General features: G+C 63.7%; 23 protein-coding genes. 9 read left to right on the top strand and 14 right to left on the bottom strand.

What is annotated here, in order from left to right:
• Positions 1 to 1,011, top strand: coding sequence for an inorganic phosphate transporter (locus PanNE5_RS20070; RefSeq protein ID WP_017232284.1), 1,011 nt, complete (start codon positions 1 to 3; stop codon positions 1,009 to 1,011).
• A 372-nt stretch (positions 1,012 to 1,383) separates the two neighbouring features.
• On the opposite strand, the gene PanNE5_RS20065 is transcribed toward PanNE5_RS20070, so the two are convergent.
• The 11 genes from PanNE5_RS20065 to PanNE5_RS20015 form a co-directional block, all read right to left on the bottom strand.
• Entirely contained in the window at positions 1,384 to 2,202 is an 819-nt protein-coding gene (locus PanNE5_RS20065; RefSeq protein WP_150563552.1) for a C40 family peptidase, read from the bottom strand.
• 231 nt (positions 2,203 to 2,433) lie between these two features.
• The gene (locus tag PanNE5_RS20060; RefSeq protein ID WP_017232281.1) at positions 2,434 to 4,176 is read right to left on the bottom strand and encodes a PhoH family protein; all 1,743 of its coding nucleotides are present in this window, start codon (positions 4,174 to 4,176) and stop codon (positions 2,434 to 2,436) included.
• Positions 4,177 to 4,508: 332 nt separating this feature from the next.
• Positions 4,509 to 4,970 (bottom strand): peroxiredoxin, encoded by a 462-nt coding sequence (locus tag PanNE5_RS20055; RefSeq protein ID WP_150563550.1) that lies wholly within the window; start codon positions 4,968 to 4,970, stop codon positions 4,509 to 4,511.
• 58 nt (positions 4,971 to 5,028) lie between these two features.
• Complete coding sequence (locus PanNE5_RS20050) at positions 5,029 to 5,934, bottom strand: polysaccharide deacetylase family protein (protein WP_017232279.1); 906 nt, start codon at positions 5,932 to 5,934, stop codon at positions 5,029 to 5,031.
• A gap of 210 nt (positions 5,935 to 6,144) precedes the next feature.
• Positions 6,145 to 7,194, bottom strand: coding sequence for a bifunctional UDP-4-keto-pentose/UDP-xylose synthase (locus PanNE5_RS20045; protein WP_017232278.1), 1,050 nt, complete (start codon positions 7,192 to 7,194; stop codon positions 6,145 to 6,147).
• 7 nt (positions 7,195 to 7,201) lie between these two features.
• Positions 7,202 to 8,125 carry a formyltransferase gene (locus tag PanNE5_RS20040; RefSeq protein ID WP_261938704.1) on the bottom strand — a complete coding sequence of 308 codons (924 nt, stop codon included), beginning with the start codon at positions 8,123 to 8,125 and terminating at the stop codon, positions 7,202 to 7,204.
• On the bottom strand, positions 8,122 to 9,144 hold the full coding sequence (locus PanNE5_RS20035) for a glycosyltransferase (RefSeq protein WP_017232276.1): 1,023 nt from the start codon (positions 9,142 to 9,144) through the stop codon (positions 8,122 to 8,124). The genes PanNE5_RS20040 and PanNE5_RS20035 overlap by 4 nt, the downstream gene beginning before the upstream one ends.
• Positions 9,141 to 10,307: a DegT/DnrJ/EryC1/StrS family aminotransferase gene (locus PanNE5_RS20030; RefSeq protein WP_261938703.1), complete on the bottom strand. Its 1,167-nt coding sequence runs from the start codon at positions 10,305 to 10,307 to the stop codon at positions 9,141 to 9,143. The genes PanNE5_RS20035 and PanNE5_RS20030 overlap by 4 nt, the downstream gene beginning before the upstream one ends.
• A gap of 88 nt (positions 10,308 to 10,395) precedes the next feature.
• Positions 10,396 to 10,767, bottom strand: a complete 372-nt coding sequence (locus PanNE5_RS20025; RefSeq protein WP_017232274.1) for an SMR family transporter — start codon at positions 10,765 to 10,767, stop codon at positions 10,396 to 10,398.
• 143 nt (positions 10,768 to 10,910) lie between these two features.
• Positions 10,911 to 12,671 (bottom strand): phospholipid carrier-dependent glycosyltransferase, encoded by a 1,761-nt coding sequence (locus tag PanNE5_RS20020; RefSeq protein ID WP_410007547.1) that lies wholly within the window; start codon positions 12,669 to 12,671, stop codon positions 10,911 to 10,913.
• A complete protein-coding gene (locus PanNE5_RS20015; RefSeq protein WP_017232272.1) occupies positions 12,668 to 13,054 on the bottom strand; it encodes an Mth938-like domain-containing protein in 387 nt (128 codons plus the stop codon). Before PanNE5_RS20015 ends, PanNE5_RS20020 begins: the two co-directional genes overlap by 4 nt.
• A 324-nt stretch (positions 13,055 to 13,378) precedes the next feature.
• On the opposite strand from PanNE5_RS20015, the gene PanNE5_RS20010 reads away from it, so the two are divergent.
• Genes PanNE5_RS20010 through moaE form a run of 6 tightly spaced genes read left to right on the top strand, consistent with a single transcriptional unit; the run spans position 13,379 to position 19,557 of the window.
• A complete protein-coding gene (locus PanNE5_RS20010) occupies positions 13,379 to 14,605 on the top strand; it encodes a pyridoxal phosphate-dependent aminotransferase (protein WP_017232271.1) in 1,227 nt (408 codons plus the stop codon).
• A 37-nt stretch (positions 14,606 to 14,642) separates the two neighbouring features.
• Entirely contained in the window at positions 14,643 to 15,953 is a 1,311-nt protein-coding gene (locus PanNE5_RS20005; protein ID WP_150563545.1) for a homoserine dehydrogenase, read from the top strand.
• A 40-nt stretch (positions 15,954 to 15,993) separates the two neighbouring features.
• A complete protein-coding gene (thrC, locus tag PanNE5_RS20000; RefSeq protein WP_261938702.1) occupies positions 15,994 to 17,460 on the top strand; it encodes a threonine synthase in 1,467 nt (488 codons plus the stop codon).
• 53 nt (positions 17,461 to 17,513) lie between these two features.
• A complete protein-coding gene (glp, locus tag PanNE5_RS19995; protein WP_261938701.1) occupies positions 17,514 to 18,725 on the top strand; it encodes a gephyrin-like molybdotransferase Glp in 1,212 nt (403 codons plus the stop codon).
• Positions 18,726 to 18,764: 39 nt separating this feature from the next.
• Entirely contained in the window at positions 18,765 to 19,022 is a 258-nt protein-coding gene (moaD, locus tag PanNE5_RS19990) for a molybdopterin converting factor subunit 1 (RefSeq protein ID WP_017232267.1), read from the top strand.
• Positions 19,023 to 19,074: 52 nt separating this feature from the next.
• Complete coding sequence (gene moaE / locus PanNE5_RS19985; protein WP_017232266.1) at positions 19,075 to 19,557, top strand: molybdopterin synthase catalytic subunit MoaE; 483 nt, start codon at positions 19,075 to 19,077, stop codon at positions 19,555 to 19,557.
• Between the two features lie 57 nt (positions 19,558 to 19,614).
• Here the strand turns inward: moaE and PanNE5_RS19980 are convergent, their stop codons facing one another.
• Positions 19,615 to 20,100 (bottom strand): group III truncated hemoglobin, encoded by a 486-nt coding sequence (locus PanNE5_RS19980; protein WP_017232265.1) that lies wholly within the window; start codon positions 20,098 to 20,100, stop codon positions 19,615 to 19,617.
• A 284-nt stretch (positions 20,101 to 20,384) separates the two neighbouring features.
• Between PanNE5_RS19980 and clpB the strand changes: the two genes are divergently transcribed.
• On the top strand, positions 20,385 to 23,021 hold the full coding sequence (gene clpB, locus PanNE5_RS19975) for an ATP-dependent chaperone ClpB (RefSeq protein WP_017232264.1): 2,637 nt from the start codon (positions 20,385 to 20,387) through the stop codon (positions 23,019 to 23,021).
• Positions 23,022 to 23,244: 223 nt separating this feature from the next.
• Positions 23,245 to 23,739: a gamma-glutamylcyclotransferase gene (locus PanNE5_RS19970; protein WP_083902197.1), complete on the top strand. Its 495-nt coding sequence runs from the start codon at positions 23,245 to 23,247 to the stop codon at positions 23,737 to 23,739.
• A gap of 127 nt (positions 23,740 to 23,866) precedes the next feature.
• On the opposite strand, the gene PanNE5_RS19965 is transcribed toward PanNE5_RS19970, so the two are convergent.
• A complete protein-coding gene (locus PanNE5_RS19965) occupies positions 23,867 to 24,313 on the bottom strand; it encodes a VUT family protein (RefSeq protein ID WP_261938700.1) in 447 nt (148 codons plus the stop codon).
• Entirely contained in the window at positions 24,310 to 25,176 is an 867-nt protein-coding gene (locus tag PanNE5_RS19960) for an NADPH-dependent 7-cyano-7-deazaguanine reductase QueF (protein WP_261938699.1), read from the bottom strand. The genes PanNE5_RS19965 and PanNE5_RS19960 overlap by 4 nt, the downstream gene beginning before the upstream one ends.
• Between the last annotated feature and the right edge of the window lie 147 nt (positions 25,177 to 25,323).

The raw sequence follows: 25,323 nt of genomic DNA, 5'->3' as shown, positions 1-25,323 counted from the left end.
ATGGCAACGCTGCACATCAGCCTTTGGCTGATCGGACTGTTGGTCGCACTTGCGCTCCTGTTCGACTTCATGAATGGCTTCCACGACGCCGCCAACTCGATCGCCACGGTGGTCTCGACGGGCGTGCTCAAGCCGCATCAGGCGGTGGCTTTCGCCGCCATGTTCAACGTGATCGCGCTGTTCGTCTTTCATCTGAAAGTCGCGGCGACGGTGGGCAAGGGGACGGTTCATCCCGAAATCGTGGATCACTACGTGATCTTCGGCGCCCTCGTCGGGGCGATCGCGTGGAACGTGATTACCTGGTACTACGGCATTCCGTCGAGTTCGTCGCACGCGCTGATCGGTGGATTGGTCGGCGCTGCGGTGGCCAAGGCCGGCACGGGTTCGCTTGTCACGAGTGGACTGCTGCAAACGGTCGCGTTCATTTTCATCTCGCCGCTGCTCGGTTTCGTGCTCGGTTCGTTCTTCATGCTGCTGGTGTCCTGGTTGTTCTTCCGAACGCCACCCGCGCGCGTCGACCGCTGGTTCCGCCGCCTGCAGCTGATTTCGGCCGGTATGTACAGCCTGGGACACGGCGGTAACGATGCCCAGAAGACCATCGGTATCATCTGGATGTTGCTGATCGCCGCGGGCATGTGGCCGCAGGAGGCTGCGGAACCGCCGCTGTGGGTGATCGTGGGCTGCTATCTGGCGATCGGTCTGGGCACCATGTTCGGTGGCTGGCGCATCGTGCGCACGATGGGGCAGAAGATCACCAAGCTCAAGCCGGTCGGTGGCTTCTGTGCCGAAACCGGCGGGGCGTTTACGCTGTTCTTCGCGTCGTGGCTCGGCGTGCCGGTCTCGACCACGCACACCATCACCGGCGCCATCGTGGGCGTTGGCGCCACGCGCAAGCTCTCTGCGGTGCGCTGGGGGGTGGCAGGCAACATCGTCTGGGCATGGGTGCTGACGATCCCGGCCTCGGCGTTCATCGCCGCGATCGCGTGGTGGGTCGGCAAGCAGATTCTGTGATGTCGGTTCGGCGGGCTGCCGTCTCATGACGGTGTGACCCGCCAGGGCAACAAAAAAAGCGGCTTCGGCCGCTTTTTTTGTGTCCTGCTTTAGCCCCCCGCGGGCGGCATGGCGCCATTGGCAGGCCGCATCGAGGCCATCGAGAGAATCAATTTCTATAGCCAATAGCGATCAATTACTATTCCGTCATAGTGTTTAATCGATTCCCGTGGGAGGCTAACATGACTGCATTGATCCATCGTTTCTTGCATCGCCGTCCGGTCACCACACTGGTGGGCGTCGCGATCAATGTCGGCGGCGCGGCGACGCTGCTTGCCCACCTGCGCTGATCCTTCAATTCACGCTCAACCGATGCTCGTCTGCCGGAAGTGATTACATCGAGCTGTTGGCGAAGCGAGCGATGGGATCGTCGTCCTGCGGGGCTGGGGCGGCAAGGTTGGCTGTGCGACTCGGCACCAAGACCTGCGGCGCTACCATCGGAGACGGAGTCGCCCCGGTAAGCGGGTGGTTCGGTGCGGTATTCGATGGGTTCACAGGCTCGCTCGGTGGCGTTGCCGCGGCGGGCGACTGAGCGAGCGAGGCCGGCGCCGACCGATTCACGTAAGTCGTATTACCTGCGGGTGCCTTGTTCGCTGCGACGCGTCGAACACCATCGATCCGGCGTGCCCAATATGGAATGAAGAGACTCTCCAGGCGCACTGTGCCGCCGGTGTTCGGCGCGTGTACGAACTGCCCCTGACCCACGTAGATGCCTACGTGCGAGTGGGCGCGTCCCGTCGTGTTGAAGAAGATAAGATCGCCCGAGGCGAGGTCGTCGCGCGCCAACGGTGTGCCCACACCACTCATGTCGGCCGTCGTGCGGGGCAGGTTCACGCCGGCGGCGCGCGCCACGACATAGCGCACGAGGCCGCTGCAATCGAAACCGGAATCCGGGGTGTTGCCGCCGTAGCGGTAAGGAATGCCAACGAGGCTCATCGCTTCGAGCGTAATCTCCTCCTGACCCGCGCTGCGCTCCGGCCCCATCGTTCGGTTGCCATAGTTCGCACTGCCGCCTTGTCGGATTGATGGACCCGACGAACAAGCCGCGACCAGCAACGTCAGCGCCAGCGTGCCCACGCAACGGCCCCACGCGTTCGGCGGGATAGCCGGATGCGTCACGTCGCGAGCGAGGAGGCGAGAGAACAGTCGCATGCGCCGAGTTTACGACGCTTATCGGGTCGATGCACCGTAAAAGCGCCGAAAGACGGGCGTTCTGTGGCATCGACGTCACAAATCAGCGGATTCCCGGATGACGCTGTCGTCGGTGCGCTCCGCCTTGGCGACGCCGGCGGTCAAAAAAAACGGCGCCCGAAGGCGCCGTCGTGTTGAGCATGGAGCGAAGCGCGTAGAGCGAAGAGGCTCGCCGTCCGCGGTCGGCAGACGTCAGAGGATTTCCGCCGCGTAGTCGGCCAGACGCGAACGTTCGCCGCGCGCCAGCGTGACGTGCCCGCTGTGTCCCCATCCCTTGAATCGATCGACCACGTAGGTGAGGCCCGAGCTGCCTTCGGTCAGGTACGGCGTATCGATCTGCGCGATGTTGCCCAGACAGATCAGCTTGGTCCCCGGGCCGGCACGCGTGACGAGCGTCTTCATCTGCTTCGGCGTAAGGTTCTGCGCCTCGTCGATGATGACGAACTTGTTCACGAACGTACGACCGCGCATGAAGTTCATGCTCTTGACCTTGAGTCGCGAGCGAATCAGTTCCTGCGTGGCCGCGCGGCCCCATTCGCCGGCGGAATCGTCGGTCTTTTGCAGCACTTCCAGGTTGTCGTCGAACGCGCCCATCCACGGTTGCATCTTCTCTTCCTCGGTGCCCGGCAGGAAGCCGATATCTTCACCGACGGGCACGGTCGCGCGCGTGATGATGATTTCGTTGTAGCGCTTCTCGTCAAGCGTTTGCGCCAGACCAGCGGCCAGCGCCAGTAGCGTCTTGCCGGTACCGGCCTGACCGAGCAGCGTGATGAAGTCCACTTCGGGATTCATCAGCAGGTTCAGCGCGAAGTTCTGCTCCCGGTTGCGCGCCGTGATGCCCCACACGTTGTTCTTGTGGTGTCCATAGTCGCGCAGCGTTTGCAGCAGCGCCGTCTTGCCGTTGATCTCGCGAACCTGCGCGTAGAACGGCGCCTCGCCGTTGTTCGTCTCCAGATAGACGAACTGGTTGATGAGGAAGCTCGCGCAGAGCGGCCCGGTAATGCGATAGAACGTGGTGCCGGTGCGATTGTCCTGCCAGCTCTCCATACCCTTGCCGTGCTTGGTCCAGAAGTCCGTCGGCAGGGGCATCACGCCCGAGTAGAGCAGATCGCTGTCCTCGAGCACCTTGTCGTTGAAGTAGTCTTCCGCGGGCAGGCCAAGCGCATGCGCCTTGACGCGCATGTTGATGTCCTTCGACACCAGCACGACCTGGCGATCGCGGAACTTGTCCTGCAATGCCCGCACGACGCCGAGAATCTGATTGTCGGCCTTGCCTTGCGGCAACCCGTCGAGCGGCGGCACGTCGGTCAGGTCGGTCTGGAAGTACAGGCGCCCCGTGGCGTCCTTGTTGCCAAGCCGCGAGAGGAGGATGCCTTCGACCATCGACTTCGTGCCGCTCTCGGCGACCAGCCCGTCAAGGGTGCGGCTCACCTGACGCGCATTGCGCGCCACTTCCGACATGCCCTTCTTGTGATTGTCCAACTCTTCCAACGTCATCATCGGCAGATAGACGTCGTGCTCTTCGAAGCGGAACAGGCTGCTTGGGTCGTGCATGAGCACGTTCGTGTCGAGCACGAAGAGCTTGGCGGGTTCCTGGTCCTTCAGACGTGCCCGTTTCGAACCCGTGCCCGTTGACGTAGGCTTGACGGCCTTGAGGGACGGTGTTGCCCCGTTCGACTCGGCCGCCGGCGGCGACTGGGGCGAGCGTGCGACAGGCGACGGTTGTACTGTCGTCTGCGGTGCCGCCGAGGGTTTAGGCACGACCTTCAATTCGGCCGCGCCGGCACCCGTGGCACCGGACGTCTCGCCCAGTGCGAGTTGCTCAGACGAGGGGATCGGTTTCTTGGCCTCCGTGCGCGAAGGTTTGAGGCGAGTGGGGAATTGTTCCGGGGCGAGCAACGAGCCCGGTTTGGTCGGCGCCGATGGCAATGGCATAGATTTCCCGTTCAAGAAAACACAACACGACTCGGCCGGGACAGACTGCGGTACCCCACGTCCCGGCAACAAAAAAGCCGCCTGCCCGGACGCACCGGAGAGGCGGCTTGGCTGAAGGCGCCGCCGTGGCAACGCCTGCAATAGTCTGGTTCAATGCGCTTCATCATTACGGCTGACTATAACGTCTCTTGCCGTGCTTGTATAGCGCCGAATGTCCGCACTGGCGGTCGCCTTCGGTCCTCGTGCAACACGCGACAGAAGCGCGCTTGCGCGGGGCCGGCGACGATGCCCGGCGCCCGATGCGCCGCGGCACTGACAAGCCCTCCAGCGGATCAGAGCGCCTGCACGACGCTCAGCACTTCGGTAACGTGATCGGGCACACGTACGCCGCGCCATTCGTTGCGCAATACGCCTTTTTCGTCGATCAGGAACGTGCTGCGTTCGATCCCCAGATGTTCCTTGCCATACAGTTTTTTCAGCTTGATGACACCGAACAATTGGCAAACTGCTTCGTCGCCGTCCGAGATCAGCGGGAAGGGCAGTTCGAGTTTTCGCTGGAAGTTTTCATGCGAGCGAAGGCTGTCGCGCGACACGCCAACGATTTGCGCCCCGGCTGCCTGAAACTGATCGTAGTTGTCGCGGAAGTTCATGCCTTCCGTCGTGCAGCCGGGGGTATTGTCCTTCGGGTAAAAATAGATCACCACCTTCTGGCCGCGATGCGCCTTGAGCGAAAAATCGCCGCCGGTGGCCGGTGCGGTGAAATCGGGCACGGGGGTGTCGATGGCTACCGTCACTATGGTCTCCTTGGGTGGCCTTGCAAGGCCGGAACGGGGAAGTGGATCGAAAGCGGGTTCAGGCAGTGGCCTGGCCCTCGAGAATCAGATCGCCCGAGCGGCCCGGAATTTCGCCCCACACGACGGGATGCGCCGGTAGCGAGGCAAGATCGAGCGTCTCGTAGTATTGGCCCATCGTCACCAGGGCGTGTCCCTGGCGGCGCCATCCAGCCAGCAATTGACGGAACAGCGGGGCCAGTTTCTGCCCTTCGAGTTCTGCGTGAAGGGTGAACACGTGATCTTGCGCCGGATCGCGGGTCAGGGCAAGCAGATGCTCGGCCACGCCGTCGAGGTCACGACCGTCGATGCCCAGCAACTCGTCGACCGTCGGCAGGGTCGTCGGCATCTGCACATGCTGTAGACGCACGCCATCGACGATGGGGTAGTGCGGGGCGATGCCGCGTCCGTCAGACGCATACTTCATGCCCCAGGCGTCGATCTGCCGAAACGCGTGCGGATTCATCTGCCAGCCGGCTGCCCCATGCGTGCGCGGCGGCGCACCGAAGACCTGGAGGAAGCGCGCATGGGCTTGCGACATCTGATGTTGCGTCCAGGCGGCGTCGCGTGTGCGCACGTTGTCTTGCCAATACGTGTGGTCCCACGTGTGGATGCCGGTCTCGTGGCCCGCGTCTCGCACAGTGCGCATGACGTCGGCCGCACGCCGCCCGATGTCCGGGCCGGGGAGCAACGTGCCGTACATGAGCGTTTTGAAGCCGTAGTGCTCGACCACCGAAGTGCGTGAAACTTTCTTCAAAAAGCCAGGACGGAAGACACGCTTGAGTGCCCAACCGGTGTGGTCCGGCCCGAGGCTGAACAGGAACGTCGCTTGCGCCTCGTGCTCGGCCAGTGCGGCGAGCAGATTGGGCACGCCTTCGCGTGTGCCGCGCAGCGTGTCGACGTCGATCTTCAGGACAATGTTGGCCATAGCCGCCCTTGAGTGAGATATCGCAATGACTTCGAGCGATATCCTGAACTGCGAAACAAACTACCGAGTCAAAAACGCCCGATGCGCCGAGGGCGCACCGGGCGTGCAATGCGAAGGGCTGCAATGGGCGGCAATGCGCTGCCCGTAACCCCGAGGCGGTAGGCCTGACGCAGGCCGCCCGACCGTGTCGCGGATGTCCCTGACTGTTCCTTACTCGGCCTCGACCAGACGGCGCGCTTCGGCGACATGGCCACGATACGCTTCGAAAATCTTGCGCAACGCGTCGTCCATCGACGTGGTCGGTGCCCAGCCGAGTTCCTGCATGGTGTTCTCGATCTTCGGCACGCGATTCTGCACGTCCTGATAGCCGTTGCCATAGTAGGCGCCCGACGAGGTCTCGACGAGTTGAACCTTCTTGGCCGTGTCAGCGTACTCGGGATATTCGGCGGCCAGCTTGAGCATCATGTTGGCCAGCTCGCGCACCGAGAAGTTATTCGTCGGGTTGCCGATGTTGTAAATCTTGCCGCTGGCAATGTTGTTCTTGTTATCGATGATGCGCACCAGGGCGTCGATACCGTCGTCAATGTCGGTAAAGGCGCGTTTCTGGCTGCCGCCGTCGACCAGGCTGATATTCTCGCCGCGAGCAATGTGGCCGAGGAACTGCGTGACTACGCGCGACGAACCTTCCTTCGGCGTGTAGATCGAGTCGAGGCCGGCGCCGATCCAGTTGAACGGGCGGAACAGCGAGAAATTCAGGCCTTCCTGCATGCCGTAGCCCCAGATCACACGATCCATGAGCTGCTTCGAACACGCGTAGATCCAGCGCGGCTTGTTGATCGGGCCATAGATCAGCGGCGAGTTTTCCGGATCGAACTCGCCGTCGGTGCACATGCCGTAGACCTCGGAGGTCGACGGGAACACCAGGTGCTTGCCGTACTTCACGGCCGAGCGCACGATCGGCAGGTTCGCCTCGAAGTCGAGTTCGAACACACGCAGCGGAGCCTTCACGTAGGTGGCCGGCGTGGCGATGGCGACGAGCGGCAGAATCACGTCGCACTTGCGAATGTGGTACTCGACCCACTCTTTGTTGATCGTGATGTCGCCTTCGAAGAAGTGCATGCGCTCGTGGTTGATCAGATCGCCGAGGCGATCGGTGAGCATGTCCATGCCATAAACTTCCCAGTCGGTCGTCTCCAGGATGCGCTTCGACAGATGGTGGCCGATGAACCCGTTGACACCGAGAATCAGGACTTTTTTCATATTGCGGTCAGTGATTGAGCTGGGAAAACTGTGCCGGCGTGACTGCTTTGCCGTCCAGCATTAGTTCATGAATGACGACAGCATTTGCGTCGCCACAAACGCCAAGGAGCGCATTATCCACTACTTGCAGTCCGCAGGGCAAACCGGCGGGCGCCGGCGCGCGTGACAAACGGGCGTGCGTGACAACCCAGCGACGGTCCGCCACATCGGTAAACGCCCCCGGATAGGGCGGCGCGACCGCGCGAATGAGGTTGTAGACGTCTTTTGCGGGCTTCGACCAGTCGATGCGGCCGTCTTCCGGCTTGCGTCCGCCGAAGTAGCTACCTGCGCTCAGTTCGTTCACCTGTCGCGGTGCCGTGCCGGCGATCAGGCCTGGCAGGCAGCGCCAGAGCGTCTGCTCGGCGGCGACCGTGACTTTCTCGAAGACCTCGCCCGCCGTATCGTCCGGCAGGATCGGCACGGCGGTCTGGTCGATGATGGCGCCGGCATCCGGCTTGGCGGCCATCTCGTGCAGCGTCGCACCCGTTTCCGTTTCGCCCTTCAAAACGGCCCAGTTCACCGGTACGCGGCCGCGATACTTCGGCAGCAGCGACCCGTGCATGTTGAACGCGCCGCGCGAGGCGATTTCGAGCACCGCCACGGGAATCATGTGGCGATAGTAAAAGGAAAAGATGAAATCCGGCGCGATGACGCGCAGTTGTGCGGCGAGTGCGGGATCGGCCGGATCGTCGGGGGTGACGACCGGGATACCGTGCTCGGCGGCGACACGGGCCACGCTGCCGAACCAGATGTTCTCGTTCGGATTGTCCTGATGGGTGACGACGAGTGCGACGTCGACACCGCGCGCGAGCAGCACCTGCAGGCAGCGCACGCCCACGTTGTGATACGCAAAGACGACAGCTTTGGCGGCTTGGGGCACGGGGGCGCTCATGAGGCGTGCGATCCCAGTTCCGTGGCGCCGGTCGTCTGACGCACGCTCGACGTCACGCTGGTGCCCTTGTCTGATTGGCCGGACGACGGGTCCTCCAGCACTGCTTGTACCAGATAGCGCGGACGCTGGCGAACCTGCTGATAAATGCGGCCGATGTACTCGCCGAGCAGGCCCATGCCGAACAGAATCACGCCCAGCAGGCAGAACGTGACGGCGAACAGCGTGAACACGCCCTGAACTTCCGAGCCGAAGAGGAAGCGGCGGGCCATCAGCACGACGAACAGCAGACCGGAGGCCGCCGACAGCGTGATGCCGACGCCCGAGAGCCACTGCAACGGCACCACCGAGAAGCCGGTGACGAGGTCGAAATTCAGACGAATCAGGCTATAGAGCGAATACTTCGACTCGCCGGCGAAGCGCTCTTCGTGGGCGACGTCGACTTCGGTGGGGTTCTGCGCAAACGTGTAGGCCAGCGCCGGAATGAACGTGTTGATCTCACGGCACTGATTGACCGTGTCGACGATATGACGGCTGTAGCCGCGCAGCATGCAGCCCTGGTCGGTCATGCGAATGCGCGTGATGCGCTCACGCAAGCGGTTCATCGCGCGCGAGGCATGGCGGCGGAACCATGTGTCCTGACGGTTCATGCGCACCGTGCCCACGTAGTCGTGCCCGGCCGCCAGTTTCTCGACGAGCTTGCCGATTTCCTCGGGCGGGTTCTGCAGGTCGGCGTCGAGCGTGACGACCCATTCGCCACGCGTGTGTTCGAAGCCGGCCAGGATGGCCATGTGTTGTCCGTAGTTGCCGTTGAACAGCACCACGCGCGTCGTGTCCGGGCGCGCACGGAACTGCTCGGCAAGCAATGCGGCCGAGCGGTCGCGGCTGCCGTCGTTGACGAACACCACTTCATAAGCCACGCCCAGCTTGTCGAGCGCCGGATACAGCCGGGCGAAGAGGGCGGCGAGTCCGGCCTCTTCGTTATATACCGGGATGACGATGGAGAGTTGGGGACAGGTCATTTTTGATGGTCGGCGCAGAGGGCGTTGACGGCTTCGCAGACGCGCGCAACGTCGGCATCCGCCATGGCGGGGAAGAGAGGCAACGTCAGGATCGAACGGCCCAGACGCTCCGTATGCGGGAACTGCCCTTCCCGGAAGCCGAGCCCGCGGTAGAGCGTAAACAGGTGGATGGCCGGGTAATGCACGCCACTGCCGATGCCGCGCGCCTTGAGTTTTTCCATGAAACCCGCGCGGTCGATCGTGAGGCGCGCCAGCGGCAGCTCGACCTGGAACATGTGCCAGTTCGAGTTCGTGAAGTCGGCGTGCGGCAGGCCGAGGCCAAGCGCCACGGCCGCGCCGCCCGCGAACGTGTCGAAATACAGCCGCGCCAGCGCCGAGCGACGGCGGTTGAATTCCGCCAGATGCGGCATCTGGCCGAGGCCCACGCGTGCAGCGACGTCCGTGAGGTTGAACTTGCCGCCGAGCACGTCAACGTCCATGCCATCGAAGCCGGTGCGGGTCACGCCCTGCAGACGGTACTTCTCGGCCAGGCGGGCTTCGTCCTCATTGTTGAAGACGAGCGCGCCGCCTTCGATGGAGGTCAGGTTCTTGTTGGCGTGGAAGCTGAACGAGACGAGGTCGCCGAAGGCACCGATGCGCTTGCCGCCCCAGGTCGAGCCCATGGCTTGCGCGGCGTCCTCGATCACGCGCAAGTTGTGACGGCGCGCGATGTCGTACAGCCGGTCCATGTCGAGCGGCAGCCCGGCCAGATAGACCGGGATGATCGCGCGCGTCCTGGGCGTGATCGCCTTTTCGAGCAGATCGAGATCGAGATTGCGGGTCGCCGGGTCGACGTCGACGAATACGGGCGTCGCGCCGACTTCCAGAATCACGTTGGCCGTGGCGACCCACGACAGCGACGTGGTGATCACTTCGTCACCGTCTTGCACGCCGGCGAGGCGCAGGCCGATTTCCAGCGTCGCGGTGCCCGAGTTGAAGACGCGCACCGGGCGTCCGCCAAAATAGTCGGACAAGGCCTTCTCGAAGGCCTGCACTTGCGGGCCGGAGGTGATCCAGCCAGAACGCAGCACCTCGGTAACGCCGGCGATGGTGGCGTCGTCGATGCTCGGCCGCGTGAACGGCAGAAACGGAAGATTCGGTTGGGCGGTTGCCGAGTCGCTCATGATTAAGACCAAGCCTCAGATAAACAGGGGGAGACGCGCCAGCGCTTGCTTGTTGCGGCGCGTCCGTGATTTCGGTCCGTCAGCAGCCTTAGCTGCGCGCAAGAATATAAACGCCGACCAGGATGATGCCGATGGCGACGACACGCTGCATGGACAGCGCCTCGCCAAACAGGTACCACGCGGCAAAGGCATTCACCACGTAGCCGAGCGAGAGCATCGGGTACGCGATCGAGACCTCGACGCGCGAGAGTGCCAGAATCCAGACGACCACGCTGATCGCATAACAGACGAGCCCGCCCATGATCGGCACTTGCGTGGCCAGCTTGAGGCCGATGGGCACGATGTTGGCACGCGTGAACTCAAGCGCGCCGATCGAGCTGGCGCCGGCCTTGAGCAACAACTGGGCGCATGCATTGAGCAGTACGCCCGTGAGAATAAGTGAAAATGTGGCGAGATTCATGGAACGTTGATGAACGTTTGTGAATAATTATGGATACCGCAAATGGGCTGGCGCTTAGTTTCCCTAAGCGCATCAGCCTGTTGTCGTCGCTGTCTCCGGCCAAAGCCGTCAACGGCAAACGGATCGAACGAAAGCCAGATGCGCTATTTTACGTTGTCTTCCGCCTGCGGTTTGGCGATTACGATACGGCGCGCGTCACGCGCGACGATCCGCATGGGCAAGTGCTCGGTTTCGAGCTTGCCGAACGTGTCCGGATCGACCAGCGCGAGCGCTTTCGGGGCGGTGCGCCAGCGGGCGTAGAAGTCGTCGAGCGTGGGCAGCCATTTCTGCGGCTCCTGCTTCACACCGAATTCCAGTTCGTCCGGGTGCTGCACCATGATCATCGTGCGGCCGAGGTAGTACGGCAGGGTGTGATCGAGCACATTGACCGAATAGAACGGCACATTCGGCCCGAGACGCTGCATCTCGGCCTTGATGGCCGGCACGAGCAACACGCCTGAGCTTTGGCGCCCGAACACTTCGTGTCCCATGCCGCCGACGCTCACGAGCAACAGCATGCCGCCGGCAAAGGTGAGCAGCGCGCGCCGCGCGCTATGGCACGCCAGTCGCCATGCCACGAGCGTGCCGGCCAGGCCGAGGCCGATCGCGACATACAGCCAGATCTGGAACGCCTTGTACAACTCGTTCGGATTGCGCACGTTCCCGGGGCGTCCCGCGAAGATGGCCACCATCACGAGCGCGGCAATCAGCAGGATCGCATAACCGGCCAGGTGCAAGCGCACGGTGTCGCGCCGCAATTGCGCCAGATACAGGCCGACGAGCAGCGCCATGGCCGGCGCGATGGGCAGCAGATACGAGATCAGCTTCGAGTGCGAGGCGCTGAAAAACACGAAGATGAACGCCGACCACACCCACAGCATCAGCGCGGGGGCGAAACCGTTGGGCTGGCGGGGCATGCGCAGCGTGGCGCGTACGGTGCCCGGCAGGACCGACAGCCAGGGCAGGAAGCCGACGAGGAACACGGGCACGAAATACCACGGCGCGCCATCGCGGTTATGGCCCTCCATCGCGAAGCGTCGGAAGTGCTCGTTGATGAAGAAGAAGTCGAAGAATTCGGGGTTGCGCATTTGCACCAGCACGAACCACGGGGCCGCCAGCGCGAAAAAAACGATCAGGCCGCTGCCCAGGTACAGGCGTCGCCACAAGGCCCAGTCCCGTGCAATGAGCGTATAGAGCACGAGCACGGCGCCCGGCAGCACGATGCCGACGAGCCCCTTGCTCAGCACGGCGAGCGCCATGGCCGCCCAGCACAGCCACATCCAGGCGCGCACGGCGGGGCGCGCAAGCCCCGGGCGCTGTGCCAGCAGCAGGGCGCACAGCGAGAGCCCCATGAAAAACGACAGGCCCATGTCCAGCACGTTGAAGTGCCCGAGCAACGACCACAGCGGCGCGCTGGCGAGTGCGACGGCCGCGAACAGACCCACGCGGGCATTGAACACGCGCCGGCCGGTAAAACCGACCATCAGCACGCCCGCGAACCCCGTGAGCGCGGTCCACAGCCGGGCTTGCCATTCCCCAAGCCCGAATGCCGCGAACGTGAGCGCATTCATCCACGTTTGCAGCGGCGGTTTCTCGAAATACTTGTAGCCGTTGTAGCGCGGCGTGATCCAGTCGCCCGTGACCCACATCTCGCGCGCCATTTCCGCGTAACGGCCTTCGTCGCTCGCGATCAGGTGGCGGTAGTCGAGCACGCCGAACCACACGAGCGCGAACGCCACGAGCAGTAGCCAGAAAGCGGTCGGCGAGAGCGGGTAGGCCGCGGGCGGCGAGGCGGGGGCGGGCAGGGGAGAGGACGCGAGGGGGGCGGCAGCCTGCAGGCCGGAGGCGAGCGGGCGGCGGCTCACGCAGTCGCCTCGGTCTCGATGAGCAGGGCGAGCACGACGCGGCGCCCTTCGCTCATCAGGATGTTGTAGGTGCGGCAGGCGGCCTGGGTGTCCATGGAGTCGACGCCAACGCGCCGGCTGGTGAGCGACGTGGTCAGGCGCGGATGCGCGAAGCGCAGGCGCTCACCGCTGCCGAAGATCACGACTTCGGGGGCGAGGGCATGCAATTGGTCGAAATGGGCGGATTCGAGCGCGTCGAAGCGCGACACCGGCCAGGCCTGGATCTCGCCCTCGGGCGCAATGATCACGCTGTGCTCGTGACGAATCTTGTTGACCTCGACATAGCCCCGGCCGTAGCCGGTGACCGTGTTCAATGCTTGCGACGGGTCTTGATGCAGTTTCACTTTAGAAAGATTCCCTGCCCAGGGCTTGCCCCGGGGGTGGATGCACGTCGGCAGATCGTTCAACGGGCGGGCATCTTGCCTCGCATGGCGCAAACCGTCAATGATGCATTGCCGAACTCTGTCATAATTGGCTAAATTATAGCTTTTTGCCGTACGCAGCACGGCAAAACCGTTGCAGTGCGGCATTTGCCACGCCTAAACCGGGGAAATGCGGTGCCCTGTGCGCTTCGCGCACATCGCCGTCCGATCGCCGGTGCGTCGTGCGTCCCGCCTGCCTGCCGGCTCGTCCGGACCCCTGCGCCGCCCGCCAAGACCACAACCGCCGTGAAACCGATCCTCAAATCGCTGAAATTGCAGAATGTCTGCTACGACATTCGTGGACCCGTGCTCGAACATGCCAAGCGCATGGAAGACGAGGGTCATCGCGTCATCAAACTGAACATCGGCAATCTGGCGCCGTTCGGTTTCGAGCCGCCCGACGAGATCGTGCAGGACATGATCCGAAATCTGCCGAATTCGGCCGGTTATTCGGACTCGCGGGGCGTGTTTGCGGCGCGCAAGGCGATCATGCACTACTGCCAGCAAAAGCGCATCAAGGACGTCCAGCTCGACGACATCTACCTCGGCAACGGGGCCTCCGAGCTGATCGTGATGGCCATGCAGGCGCTGCTCAACGATGGCGACGAGGTGCTGGTGCCCGCGCCCGACTACCCGCTCTGGACGGCCGCCGTCAGCCTGTCGGGCGGCACGCCGGTGCATTACGTCTGCGACGAGCAGGCGGACTGGCAGCCGGATCTCGCCGACATCCGCAAGAAGATCACGCCGAATACGCGCGCGATCGTCATCATCAACCCGAACAACCCGACCGGCGCGCTGTACTCGGACGAACTGCTCAAAGACATCGTCGCCCTCGCGCGTGAGCACAAGCTCATCATTTACGCCGACGAGATCTACGACAAGATCGTCTACGACGGCGCGGAGCACACCTCGATCGGTTCGCTGTCCGAGGACGTGCTCACCATCACGTTCAACGGCCTGTCCAAAAGCTATCGCGCGTGCGGTTACCGCGCGGGCTGGATGGTCGTGTCGGGCGACAAGCGTCCGGCGAGCGACTACATCGAAGGGCTGAACATCCTGGCCTCGATGCGCTTGTGCCCGAACGTGCCGGGCCAGTACGCCATCCAGACGGCGCTCGGCGGCTACCAGAGCATCAAGGACCTGATCGTGCCGGGCGGACGCCTGTACGAGCAGCGCGAGATCGCGCACCGCATGCTCACCGACATTCCCGGCGTGACCTGCGTGAAGCCGAAGGCCGCGCTGTACCTGTTCCCGCGTCTCGATCCGGCGATGTATCCCATCGCCAACGATCAGGACTTCATTCTCCAGTTGCTGCTTGAAGAGAAGGTCCTGCTGGTGCAGGGCAGCGGCTTCAACTGGATGCATCCCGACCATTTCCGCGTTGTGTTCCTGCCTCACGAGGGCGACCTGGAAGACGCCATCAGTCGCATTGCCCGCTTCCTTGACGGTTATCGCCGTCGCCACGGCAAGTGATGCGCGCCACCCGATTTCGACTTTTGAGTAAAACCGCATGAAACCGATCAAAGTGGGCCTGCTCGGCCTTGGCACGGTAGGCTACGGTGCCTTCCAGGTACTGGCTCGCAACCAGGAAGAAATTCAACGTCGCGCCGGCCGGGGGATCGAGATTACGAAGGTCGCAGTGCGCAATGTCGAACGCGCCCGAGGCCTCGTGGGCAGCGCCGCTGTCGTGACGGGCGATCCGTTCGACGTGGTCAACGATCCGGACATCGATGTCGTGGTCGAGACCATCGGCGGCTACGACCTCACGAAGGAACTGGTCCTCAAGGCGATCGAGAACGGCAAGCACGTGGTCACGGCCAACAAGGCGCTGCTGGCCCTGTACGGCAACGAGATTTTCGCTGCCGCGCGCAAGGCCAACGTGATGGTCGCCTTCGAAGCGGCCGTCGCTGGGGGCATTCCCATCATCAAGGCGCTGCGCGAGGGCCTGACCGCCAACCGCATCGAGTGGATCGCCGGCATCATCAACGGCACCACGAACTTCATTCTTTCGGAGATGCGCGACAAGGGCATCGACTTCGACGTGGCCCTTGCCGATGCCCAACGTCTGGGCTACGCGGAAGCGGACCCGACGTTCGACATCGAAGGCGTTGATGCCGCGCACAAGCTCACGCTCATGAGCGCCATCGCGTTCGGCGTGCCGGTGCAGTTCGAGCGTGCCTATGTCGAAGGCATCACCAAGCTCTCGGCGCTGGACATCAAGTATGCGGAGGAGTTCGGCTACCGCATCAAACTGCTGGGCATCACGCGTCGCACCGAGGCCGGTATCGAACTGCGCGTGCATCCGACGCTGATTCCGGCCAAGCGCCTGATCGCCAACGTGGAAGGCGCCATGAACGCCGTGCTGGTGCAGGGCGACGCCGTGGGCGCCACGCTGTATTACGGCAAGGGTGCGGGCGCCGAGCCGACCGCCTCGGCCGTGGTGGCCGATATCGTCGACGTGACGCGTCTGCAAACGGCCGATCCGGAGCATCGCGTGCCGCACCTGGCGTTCCAGCACGACGCGCTGTCGAACACCCCGGTGCTGCCCATCGACGAGGTCACGACCAGCTACTACCTGCGTCTTCGCGTGGTCGATCGCGCGGGCGTGATGGCGGAACTCACACGCATCCTCGCCGATCTCGACATCTCCATCGACGCCTTGCTGCAGAAGGAATCGCGCGAAGGTGAGCATCAGACCGACATCATCATCCTGACGCACCAGACCCAGGAGAAGCACATCAATTCGGCTATCGCGAAGATCGAGTCGATGGACACCGTGCTCTCGAAGGTCACGCGCATCCGTATGGAGGCGCTCAGCTGAGCGCCGGCCACACGAACCGATACGACAGGACACGACCCCCATGAAATACATCTCCACGCGCGGCGCGGGCCTGACCTCGGGCGAGCCGCAATCGTTCTCCAGCATTTTGCTGGGCGGCCTGGCCCCGGATGGCGGTCTGTATTTGCCGACGCAATACCCGCAGGTGACAGCGGACGAGCTGCGCGCCTGGCGCCAGTTGTCGTACGCCGAGCTGGCCGCGAGGGTGCTGGCCAAATTCGCGGGCGATATTCCGGCCGAGATCCTGGCCGACCTGACGGCGCGCACGTACACCGCCGAGGTGTACCGCAATGTGCGTCCGGGCGAAGACGCGGCCGACATCACGCCGCTGCTGCCGCTGGGTGACGAAGGGGGCACGCAGCTCTCGCTGCTGGCGCTCTCGAATGGCCCGACGTTGGCCTTCAAGGACATGGCCATGCAGTTGCTGGGCAACCTGTTCGAGTATGCGCTGGCGCAGCATGGCGATGCACTCAACATTCTTGGCGCGACGTCCGGCGACACGGGCAGCGCGGCCGAGTACGCCATGCGCGGCAAGGAAGGCATTCGCGTCTTCATGCTCTCGCCGGCCGGCAAGATGAGCGCGTTCCAGACGGCCCAGATGTACAGCCTGCAGGATCCGAACATCTTCAACCTCGCGGTCGAGGGCGTGTTCGACGACGCGCAGGACATCGTCAAGGCGGTGTCGAACGATCACGCCTACAAGGCGCGCTACAAGATCGGTACGGTCAATTCGATCAACTGGGCGCGGGTCGTGGCGCAGGTCGTGTACTACTTCAAGGGCTACTTCGCGGCGACGGGCGGTCAGTCGGGCCAGGACAGCGAGGTGTCGTTCACGGTGCCGTCGGGCAACTTCGGTAACGTTTGCGCCGGCCATATCGCTCGCATGATGGGCCTGCCGATCCGCAAGCTGGTCGTGGCCACGAACGAGAACGATGTGCTCGACGAATTCTTCCGCACCGGTCACTACCGCGTGCGCAAGTCCGCCGAAACGTTCCACACCAGCAGCCCGAGCATGGATATCTCGAAGGCGTCGAACTTCGAGCGTTTCCTGTTTGACCTGCTCGGCCGCGACGCGAACGCGACCGCCGAGCTGCTCTCGAAAGTCGAGCGCGAAGGCGGCTTCGACCTGTCGGGCACCGAAGCCTTCGCCCGCGTGGCACAGTTTGGTTTTGTCTCAGGGCGAAGTACGCATGCCGATCGCTTGGCGACGATCCAGGACGTCGCCAAGCGTTACGACGTGGTCATCGACACCCACACGGCCGACGGTGTGAAGGTCGCGCGCGAAGCGCTCGAACCCGGCGTGCCGATGGTGGTGCTCGAGACCGCCCAGCCGGCGAAGTTCGCCGAGACGATTCGCGAGGCGTTGCATCGCGAGCCGCCGCGCCCGGCTGGCTTCGAGCAGCTCGAATCGCTGCCGCAGCGCTTCGAGACGGTGCCGAACGACGTCGCGAGCGTGAAGGCCTATATCGCCGAGCACACCGGCCTGTAAGGCGGCGCTCGCCCTGTCCCCCTGATGTCTCCCTTGACTTGCGCGCCTTCACCATGCTGAGTACACAAGACGCCCTGGATGCCGTGCTGGCAGCAGCCCGACCGCTGGATCGGCAGGAGACGGTCGACACGCTTGCGGCCAACGCTCGCGTGCTGGCCGCCGACGTGATCGCCACGCTGGACGTGCCGCCGATGGATACGAGTGCCATGGACGGCTACGCCGTGCGGGTCGCGGACCTGGTCGGGGACGAGACCGTGCTGCCGGTCTCGCAGCGCATTGCGGCGGGGCACGCCCCTGAACCGCTCGCCCGCGGCACGGCGGCGCGCATCTTCACCGGCGCGCCGGTGCCACCGGGTGCCGACGCCGTCGTCATGCAGGAGCAGTGCGACGCGCGCGAGGACGGGACCATCGTGATTCGCCATAGGCCGGCGGTCGAGGAGTTCATCAATCGGCAAGGGTCGGATATTCGCCGTGACAGCGTCGTGCTTGCCGCCGGAACCCGGCTGAGGGCCCCGGCGCTGGGGCTCGCGGCGTCCGTAGGCATGGCGAAGCTGCAAGTCGCACGTCGCTTGCGTGTGGCCGTCTTCTTCACCGGTGACGAGCTGACCATGCCTGGCGAGGCGCTGCGTGCAGGCAGCATTTACAACTCGAACCGCTTCGTGCTGCGCGGGCTCCTGGAGAATCTGGGCTGCGAGATGACCGATTACGGCATCGTGCCCGACAATCTGGCCGCCACGCGCGCGATTCTGCGCGACGCGGCGCGCAGCAACGACCTGATCATCACGTCCGGCGGCGTGTCGGTGGGCGAGGAGGATCACGTCAAACCCGCCGTGCAAGCCGAAGGCCGCCTCAATCTGTGGCAGATCGCGCTCAAGCCGGGTAAGCCGCTGGCGTATGGTGAGGTCAATCGGGCTGGCGGCGAGACGGTGCATTTCATCGGCCTGCCCGGCAATCCGGTGTCCAGCTTCGTGACGTTCCTGCTGTTCGTGCGCCCGTTCATTCTGCGTTTGCTGGGCGCGACGGCGGTGACGCCGCGTCGCATTCCCATGCGCGCGGACTTCACGCAGACGAAGGCGGACCGTCGCAATGAATTCGTGCGCGCCCGTATCAACGAGCAGGGCGGCCTCGACGCGTTTCCCAACCAGAGCTCGGCGGTGCTGACGTCGACCGTGTGGGGCGACGGCCTCATCGACAATCCGCCGGGGCATCGTATCGAAGCCGGCCAGACGGTGGCGTTCCTGCCGTTCTCCGACCTCCTATATTGAGAGACAGGTGCGTCGCCGATGCGGCGTGCCAGCCAGACTATGCAGATCGAACTTCGTTTTTTCGCCAGCGTCCGCGAGGCGCTCAATGTCGCTGAGGAGCGTGTGGATGTTCCCGCCGGGATTGCCACGGTGGGCGACGTGCGCCAGTGGCTGTGCGGCCGTGGACCGGTGTGGGCCGAGACGCTCGGCGCACAGCGCGCGCTGCGCATGGCGCTCGACCATACGATGGTGCCGGCGGCCACGCGGCTGACCGACGGTTGTGAAGTCGCGTTCTTCCCGCCCGTGACGGGCGGTTGAGCCGCATGTCGTCGCCAGCGTAGCGATTCACGGGACAGGAGATACCGCCAGCATGCCGATTCGTGTACAGACCGAGGATTTCGACCTGTCGGAGGAGATTCGACGGCTGCGCGCAGGCGATCTGCGCGTGGGGGCCGTGGCGAGCTTCGTGGGCACGGTGCGCGATTTGAACGACGGCAACGACGTTTCGCGCATGACGCTCGAGCACTATCCGGGCATGACGGAGAAGGCGCTCGCGGCGATTGTCGAGCAGGCGTGCGCGCGTTGGCGCTTGTTCGACGCGCTGGTGATTCACCGCTACGGCGAACTGGGCCCCGGCGATCAGATTGTGCTCGTGGCCGTCACGTCCGCCCATCGGGGGGATGCGTTTGCTGCCTGCGAGTTCATCATGGACTATCTGAAGACCGAGGCGCCCTTCTGGAAGAAGGAAGCGACGCCGCAGGGCGAGCGCTGGGTCGATGCGCGCGAGACGGACACGGCAGCACGCGAGCGCTGGGCGACCGAAGGGGCGCCCGAGTCGACTGGTAACCGCTGATTTCTTCTTTGATTATCAAATAACATCGGCGAAGATTTCCCATCATCGCCGATCGTGTCATTCTCGGGGCCGTGCAGGCCTCGCCTGCTTCACGCTGTCGAGTAGCGCCCGTTGCGCCGGGGGCAGCGTGTATTCCCATCCGAACAGATTCAACTGAAGGCTTTCCGCGATCCGGATGGCCGGTTCCGCGAAGGCGAAGGCGGCCTGCGGTTCGAAGAGCCTGTCCAGCGTATCGAAGAAGAGGGCGAGCCAGCGGCTGAAATGCTCGCCGCTCAGGTGGCCGAACGGCTGATGCGCCTGCGTCACATTGCCGCGGTAGCGTTTGGCGCCGAGCACGATGCTGGACCAGAACGCCACCATTTTTTCCAGATGCATATCCCAGCGGCCTTCGAGCGCCTGCCGGAACACCGGGCCGAGCATCTCGTCGTCGCGGATGCGCCCGTAGAAGGTGTTCACGAGCAGTCGCACGGCGTCTTCGTCGATCTCGGCGAGGCGCGTTGCGGGCCACGGATCCGGCGGCTGGCGGGAGGTTTGTGCTGACATTTCGAGTGGCACCCGGGCGGGCGCGCCGGCACTTCTCGACGTTCTACCGTCAGCGCGACGCGTGGTGCGGGAGGCTGAAAATCGCTATTATGAGCTTCAATGCCGGGCGTGTCCCGCGGTCGTTTCACGCTCCCCGTATGGCGTCATCTCGCCCGATGCTGGGGCGGGTGCTGACCCGTTCCGGCCTCGCACGACAATGTCAATCGTCGCGCTGCCATGCCCCTTGAAACCGCAGGGGCTTGTCCGCACATCCGATCCAGAAAGATTTCTTACCGGAGCCCTAGATGCGACAAGACAAATTCACCACGCAGTTCCTGGAAGCGCTGGCTGATGCCCAAAGCATGGCAGTCGGTCGCGACCAGCAATACATCGAGCCGCTGCATCTTCTCGCAGCGCTGCTTGCTCAACCCGAGGGCGCCGCACGCTCGTTGCTGCAGCGCGCCGGCGTGCAGGTGCAGCCGCTCGCGCACGACATCGAGACGGCCCTCGCGAAGCTGCCGCAAGTTCAAGGCACCGACGGCAACGTCCAGGTCGGCCGTGAACTCGCGGGCCTGCTCAATCAGGCCGACAAGGAAGCGCAGAAGCATGGCGACAGCTATATCGCCAGCGAAATGTTTCTGCTCGCGCTGGCCGACGACAAGGGCGAAACGGGCAAACTGGCGCGGGCGCGTGGCCTGACGCGCAAGTCGCTCGAAGCCGCCATCGAAGGCGTGCGCGGCGGACAATCCGTCAACAGCCAGGATGCCGAGAATCAGCGCGAAGCCCTCAAGAAGTACACGCTGGATCTGACCGAGCGCGCGTCGCTTGGCAAGCTCGATCCGGTGATCGGCCGCGACGACGAAATTCGTCGCACGATCCAGATTCTGCAACGCCGCACGAAGAACAACCCGGTGCTCATCGGTGAGCCGGGGGTGGGCAAGACCGCCATTGTGGAAGGACTTGCGCAGCGCATCATCAATGGCGAAGTGCCGGAGTCGCTCAAGAACAAGCGCGTGCTTGCCCTGGACATGGCGGGGCTGCTCGCCGGCGCGAAATTCCGTGGCGAATTCGAAGAGCGGCTGAAGAGCGTGCTGAGCGACATTGCCAAGGATGAAGGGCGCACGATCCTGTTCATCGACGAAATTCATACGATGGTGGGGGCCGGCAAGGCCGAAGGCGCCATGGACGCGGGCAACATGCTCAAGCCGGCGCTCGCGCGCGGCGAATTGCATTGCATCGGCGCGACCACACTCGACGAATACCGCAAGTACATCGAGAAGGACGCCGCGCTGGAGCGTCGTTTCCAGAAGGTGCTCGTCGACGAGCCGAGTGTCGAGGCAACGATCGCAATTCTGCGTGGCTTGCAGGAGAAATACGAGCTGCACCACGGGGTGGAGATCACCGACCCGGCCATCGTGGCGGCGGCGGAACTCAGCCAGCGCTACATCACCGACCGGTTCCTGCCGGACAAGGCCATCGACTTGATCGACGAGGCCGCGTCGAAGATCAAGATGGAAATCGACTCGAAGCCGGAAGTGATGGACAAGCTCGACCGTCGCCTGATCCAGTTGAAGATCGAGCGCGAAGCCGTCAAGAAGGAAACCGACGAAGCCTCGCAAAAGCGCCTTGCGCTGATAGAGGAAGAGATCTCGCGCCTGGAACGCGAGTACGCCGACCTCGAAGAAGTGTGGACCGCGGAGAAGGCGGCGGTACAGGGCAGCGCCCAGGTCAAGGAAGAGATCGAGCGCGTGCGTGCCGACATTACGAAGCTGCAACGCGAAGGCAAGCTCGACAAGGTGGCTGAACTGCAATATGGCAAGCTGCCGCAGCTCGAAGCCCAGTTGAAGGACGCCGACGCGGCGGAAGCGGCGGGCCAGCAGTCGCATCCACGCCTGTTGCGCACGCAGGTGGGCACCGAAGAGATTGCCGAAGTGGTCTCGCGGGCGACCGGCATCCCGGTCTCGAAGATGATGCAGGGCGAGCGCGAAAAGCTGCTCCACATGGAAGACAAGCTGCACGAGCGCGTGATTGGGCAGGACGAGGCGATTACCGCCGTGGCCGACGCCATCCGGCGTTCGCGTGCCGGGCTGTCGGATCCGAACCGTCCGTATGGTTCGTTCCTGTTCCTCGGGCCGACCGGTGTGGGCAAGACCGAGCTGTGCAAGGCGCTGGCGATGTTCCTGTTCGATGCCGACGATCACCTCATCCGCATCGACATGAGCGAGTTCATGGAGAAGCACAGCGTCGCTCGGCTGATTGGCGCGCCTCCGGGCTATGTCGGTTATGAAGAGGGCGGCTACCTGACGGAAGCCGTGCGTCGCAAGCCGTACAGCGTGATCCTGCTCGACGAAGTCGAAAAGGCGCACCCGGATGTGTTCAATGTGCTGCTGCAAGTGCTCGACGACGGGCGCATGACCGATGGCCAGGGCCGCACGGTGGACTTCAAGAACACGGTGATCGTGATGACGTCGAATCTCGGATCGTCGATGATTCAGTCGATGGTCGGCGAGCCGCAGGACCGCATCAAGGATGCCGTGTGGGGGGAGATCAAGGATCACTTCCGTCCGGAGTTCCTGAATCGGATCGACGAAGTCGTGGTGTTCCACGGTCTCGACCAGAAGCACATCGAGTCGATTGCCACGATCCAGATCGAGATCCTGCGTCAACGTCTGGCCAAGCTTGAAATGACGCTCGACGTGACCAAGGCGGCACTCACGCATGTGGCGCGGGAAGGCTTCGACCCGGTGTTCGGTGCGCGGCCGCTCAAGCGGGCGATCCAGCAGGAAATCGAGAACCCGATCGCCAAGCTGGTGCTGGCGGGCAAGTTCGGGCCGAAGGACACCATCCCGGTCGACTGGCGCAACGGGCGATTCACGTTCGAGGGCGACGCCGCCGGGCCGGTGACAGAAGCGGCCGAAGCGACGCCACCGGCCGCCGAGTAAGCGCGAACGCGGTTCCTGCAACTCGCTTGGACCGCATGATCCGTCCCCGCGTATTGCAATGTGCGCGGGGATTTTTTTACTTCAGGGGTACGCGCGATCGTGTCCGCCGTCGGTCATCAGGACGACGATTGGCTCGGACAGAGGACGTGTTGGGCACGGCATGCGCAGTTCGGGGCCGACGCGTTGCCTGCTTCCCCACTTTTTTCCGATTTGGATGCTGGTGATGAATACTGCAACGCGTGACCGGGTCGACGCCCACGATGCCCATGACTCGCAGGACGAGGGGGTCTACGTTTTTGTCTATGGCACGCTGCGTGCCGGCGAAATCAACGACGTGTCGTATGCCGCCGAGCGACACGGCATCGAGGCGCCGGTCTATGTCGGCACCACATCACTCGGCGGGCGGCTGTACGATTTCGGGGACTATCCGGGCATGGTGCTCGACGCCACGGCGTGCGACGGCCACAGCGCAGGCCGCGTCACTGGCGACGTCTATCGCATCGCAACGGCACTGGTCCCCGTGCTCGACGAGATCGAAGCCGTGTATCCGGGCGAGGCGGGGTTGTTCGTTCGAGACATGCGCGAGGTCGCCTGTGACGGCGCAACCTACGCTTGCATCGTCTATCCGGTGAGCGAATCGGCGGTCCACGCATTGCCGCAGATTGCCGATGGAGACTGGGTCAAGTATCGTCGCGCGCGCGACGCCAACGCGGCGTAATCCTGGTGTAGCTGTGGTGTCGCTGCGGCACGGCTGTGACAGCGCGAGCGACATGCGCTATTGAGTCTCGACGGATTGCCGCGGCATCGATGCTCGAAAGCGGAATGGATTGAGCGAGGTGCCGACGTCACGACACCGATGCCAGGAACATATGCGCAATGGCCTCGTACCAGTGACGCTGCACCTCGTCCGTGAAGCCGGTTTCTGCCGCCCAGGCTGCTTCGGTGGGCAGCCGGGTCATCAGCCAGAGAAATCCGATCATCACCAGATTGGCCGCGAGTCCGCTCCAGATCACGATGCGGCTGATGCGATAGCCGTAGACCTCCGTGAGCACCGATGCAAAGAGGTAAGCAAACGGGAAGCCGATGAGGGCGGCCGAGAATGTCAGCCGCAACGGCTCGTCGCCGACCGACCAGGGCAGCGCGACCTCGCATACGCGAGCGCCCAATGCGTTCGAGATCAGCAGGAAGCTCACGAAGGCGATCGCAAGCACGATGACGGCGGGCGTCATGCGCGTGGCCTGGCGTGCGGCGAGCGCTGAGGGCAGCGAGGCAGGGGAGATCGTCGAGGTCATTGGCGAATGGTGCGCAGATTGGTGAGGGCGATGGCATGTGTGGAGCGCACGGGATTGATATCGAGTCCGTAACGCCGCGTGAAGCGTGCGCCGACTGCCAGTCGCGTTGGCGCGCATCGCGTGAGCACGTCACTGAAGAGCGTATCTACGCAGTGCTCGATCAGCATCGCGCTATCGCGAAACGACAGGACGTACGCGAGCAGTGCGCGGCGACAGATCGGCGCGCCGGTATAGTCGAACCAGACGGTTCCGTAGTCGACGCCGCCGGTGAGCGGGCATCGCACGCTCAACAGGTCGGAGACCAGGCATTCGCGAATCGGCGAGGCCAGCGCTCCATCGGCGTCGCTGGCGAGGCAAAGGGCATGAGCCTGCACGCCACCGCGTATCACGCTGACCGGCGCGAGGTCGAGACTCTCCGTGCCCGGCCCGCAGGCGGCCGTGGTGCGAACGGCTTGCCTGACCGGTGTCGTGCGCACCAGGACATACGCTTGCAGGCAGCGCGATAATTCGCCCGCCACGTGCGCTTCCAGCGCGTCGGGAGATTCGAAGCATCGCTCGCGCAACGTCAGGAAATAGCGTTGCGCGTCCGACATCTCCAGCGTGTACGGGGAATCGCACGGAATCACGATTTCCGCCACGGCGATCTGGGGGCGCTCATGCATGTCGAGCCAAGCGACCTCATAGTGATTCCATAGGTCGTAACCGCGTGGCACCACGGCGGGCGATGCGTGCAGTGAGGTCGTCTGGGCGGGAGGGCGGGTGCGGAGAATCGGATGAATGACGGTCTGGTGAGTGAGAGGTCGCCCGTCGGACGGAGGGCGGACCTCGCGAGGAGAGACGGCGCGTGAATCGTGATACGTCATGAGTATGAAATCTCCGATCGATCGGTCAGTCACCATAGCGCGCGACCACTTGCTTGCTCAATGCGCCGATTCCGAAAATGGACCGTGCGTGACCCGCCATGGCGGGCGATACGGGTTGACGATGAACGCCACTGTGCCGTTGCCGCC

The organism is Pandoraea sp. NE5 (assembly GCF_024363545.1).
In the GTDB taxonomy this organism is placed as follows: domain Bacteria; phylum Pseudomonadota; class Gammaproteobacteria; order Burkholderiales; family Burkholderiaceae; genus Pandoraea; species Pandoraea cepalis.
This window is presented reverse-complemented; position numbering and strand designations above follow the sequence as displayed.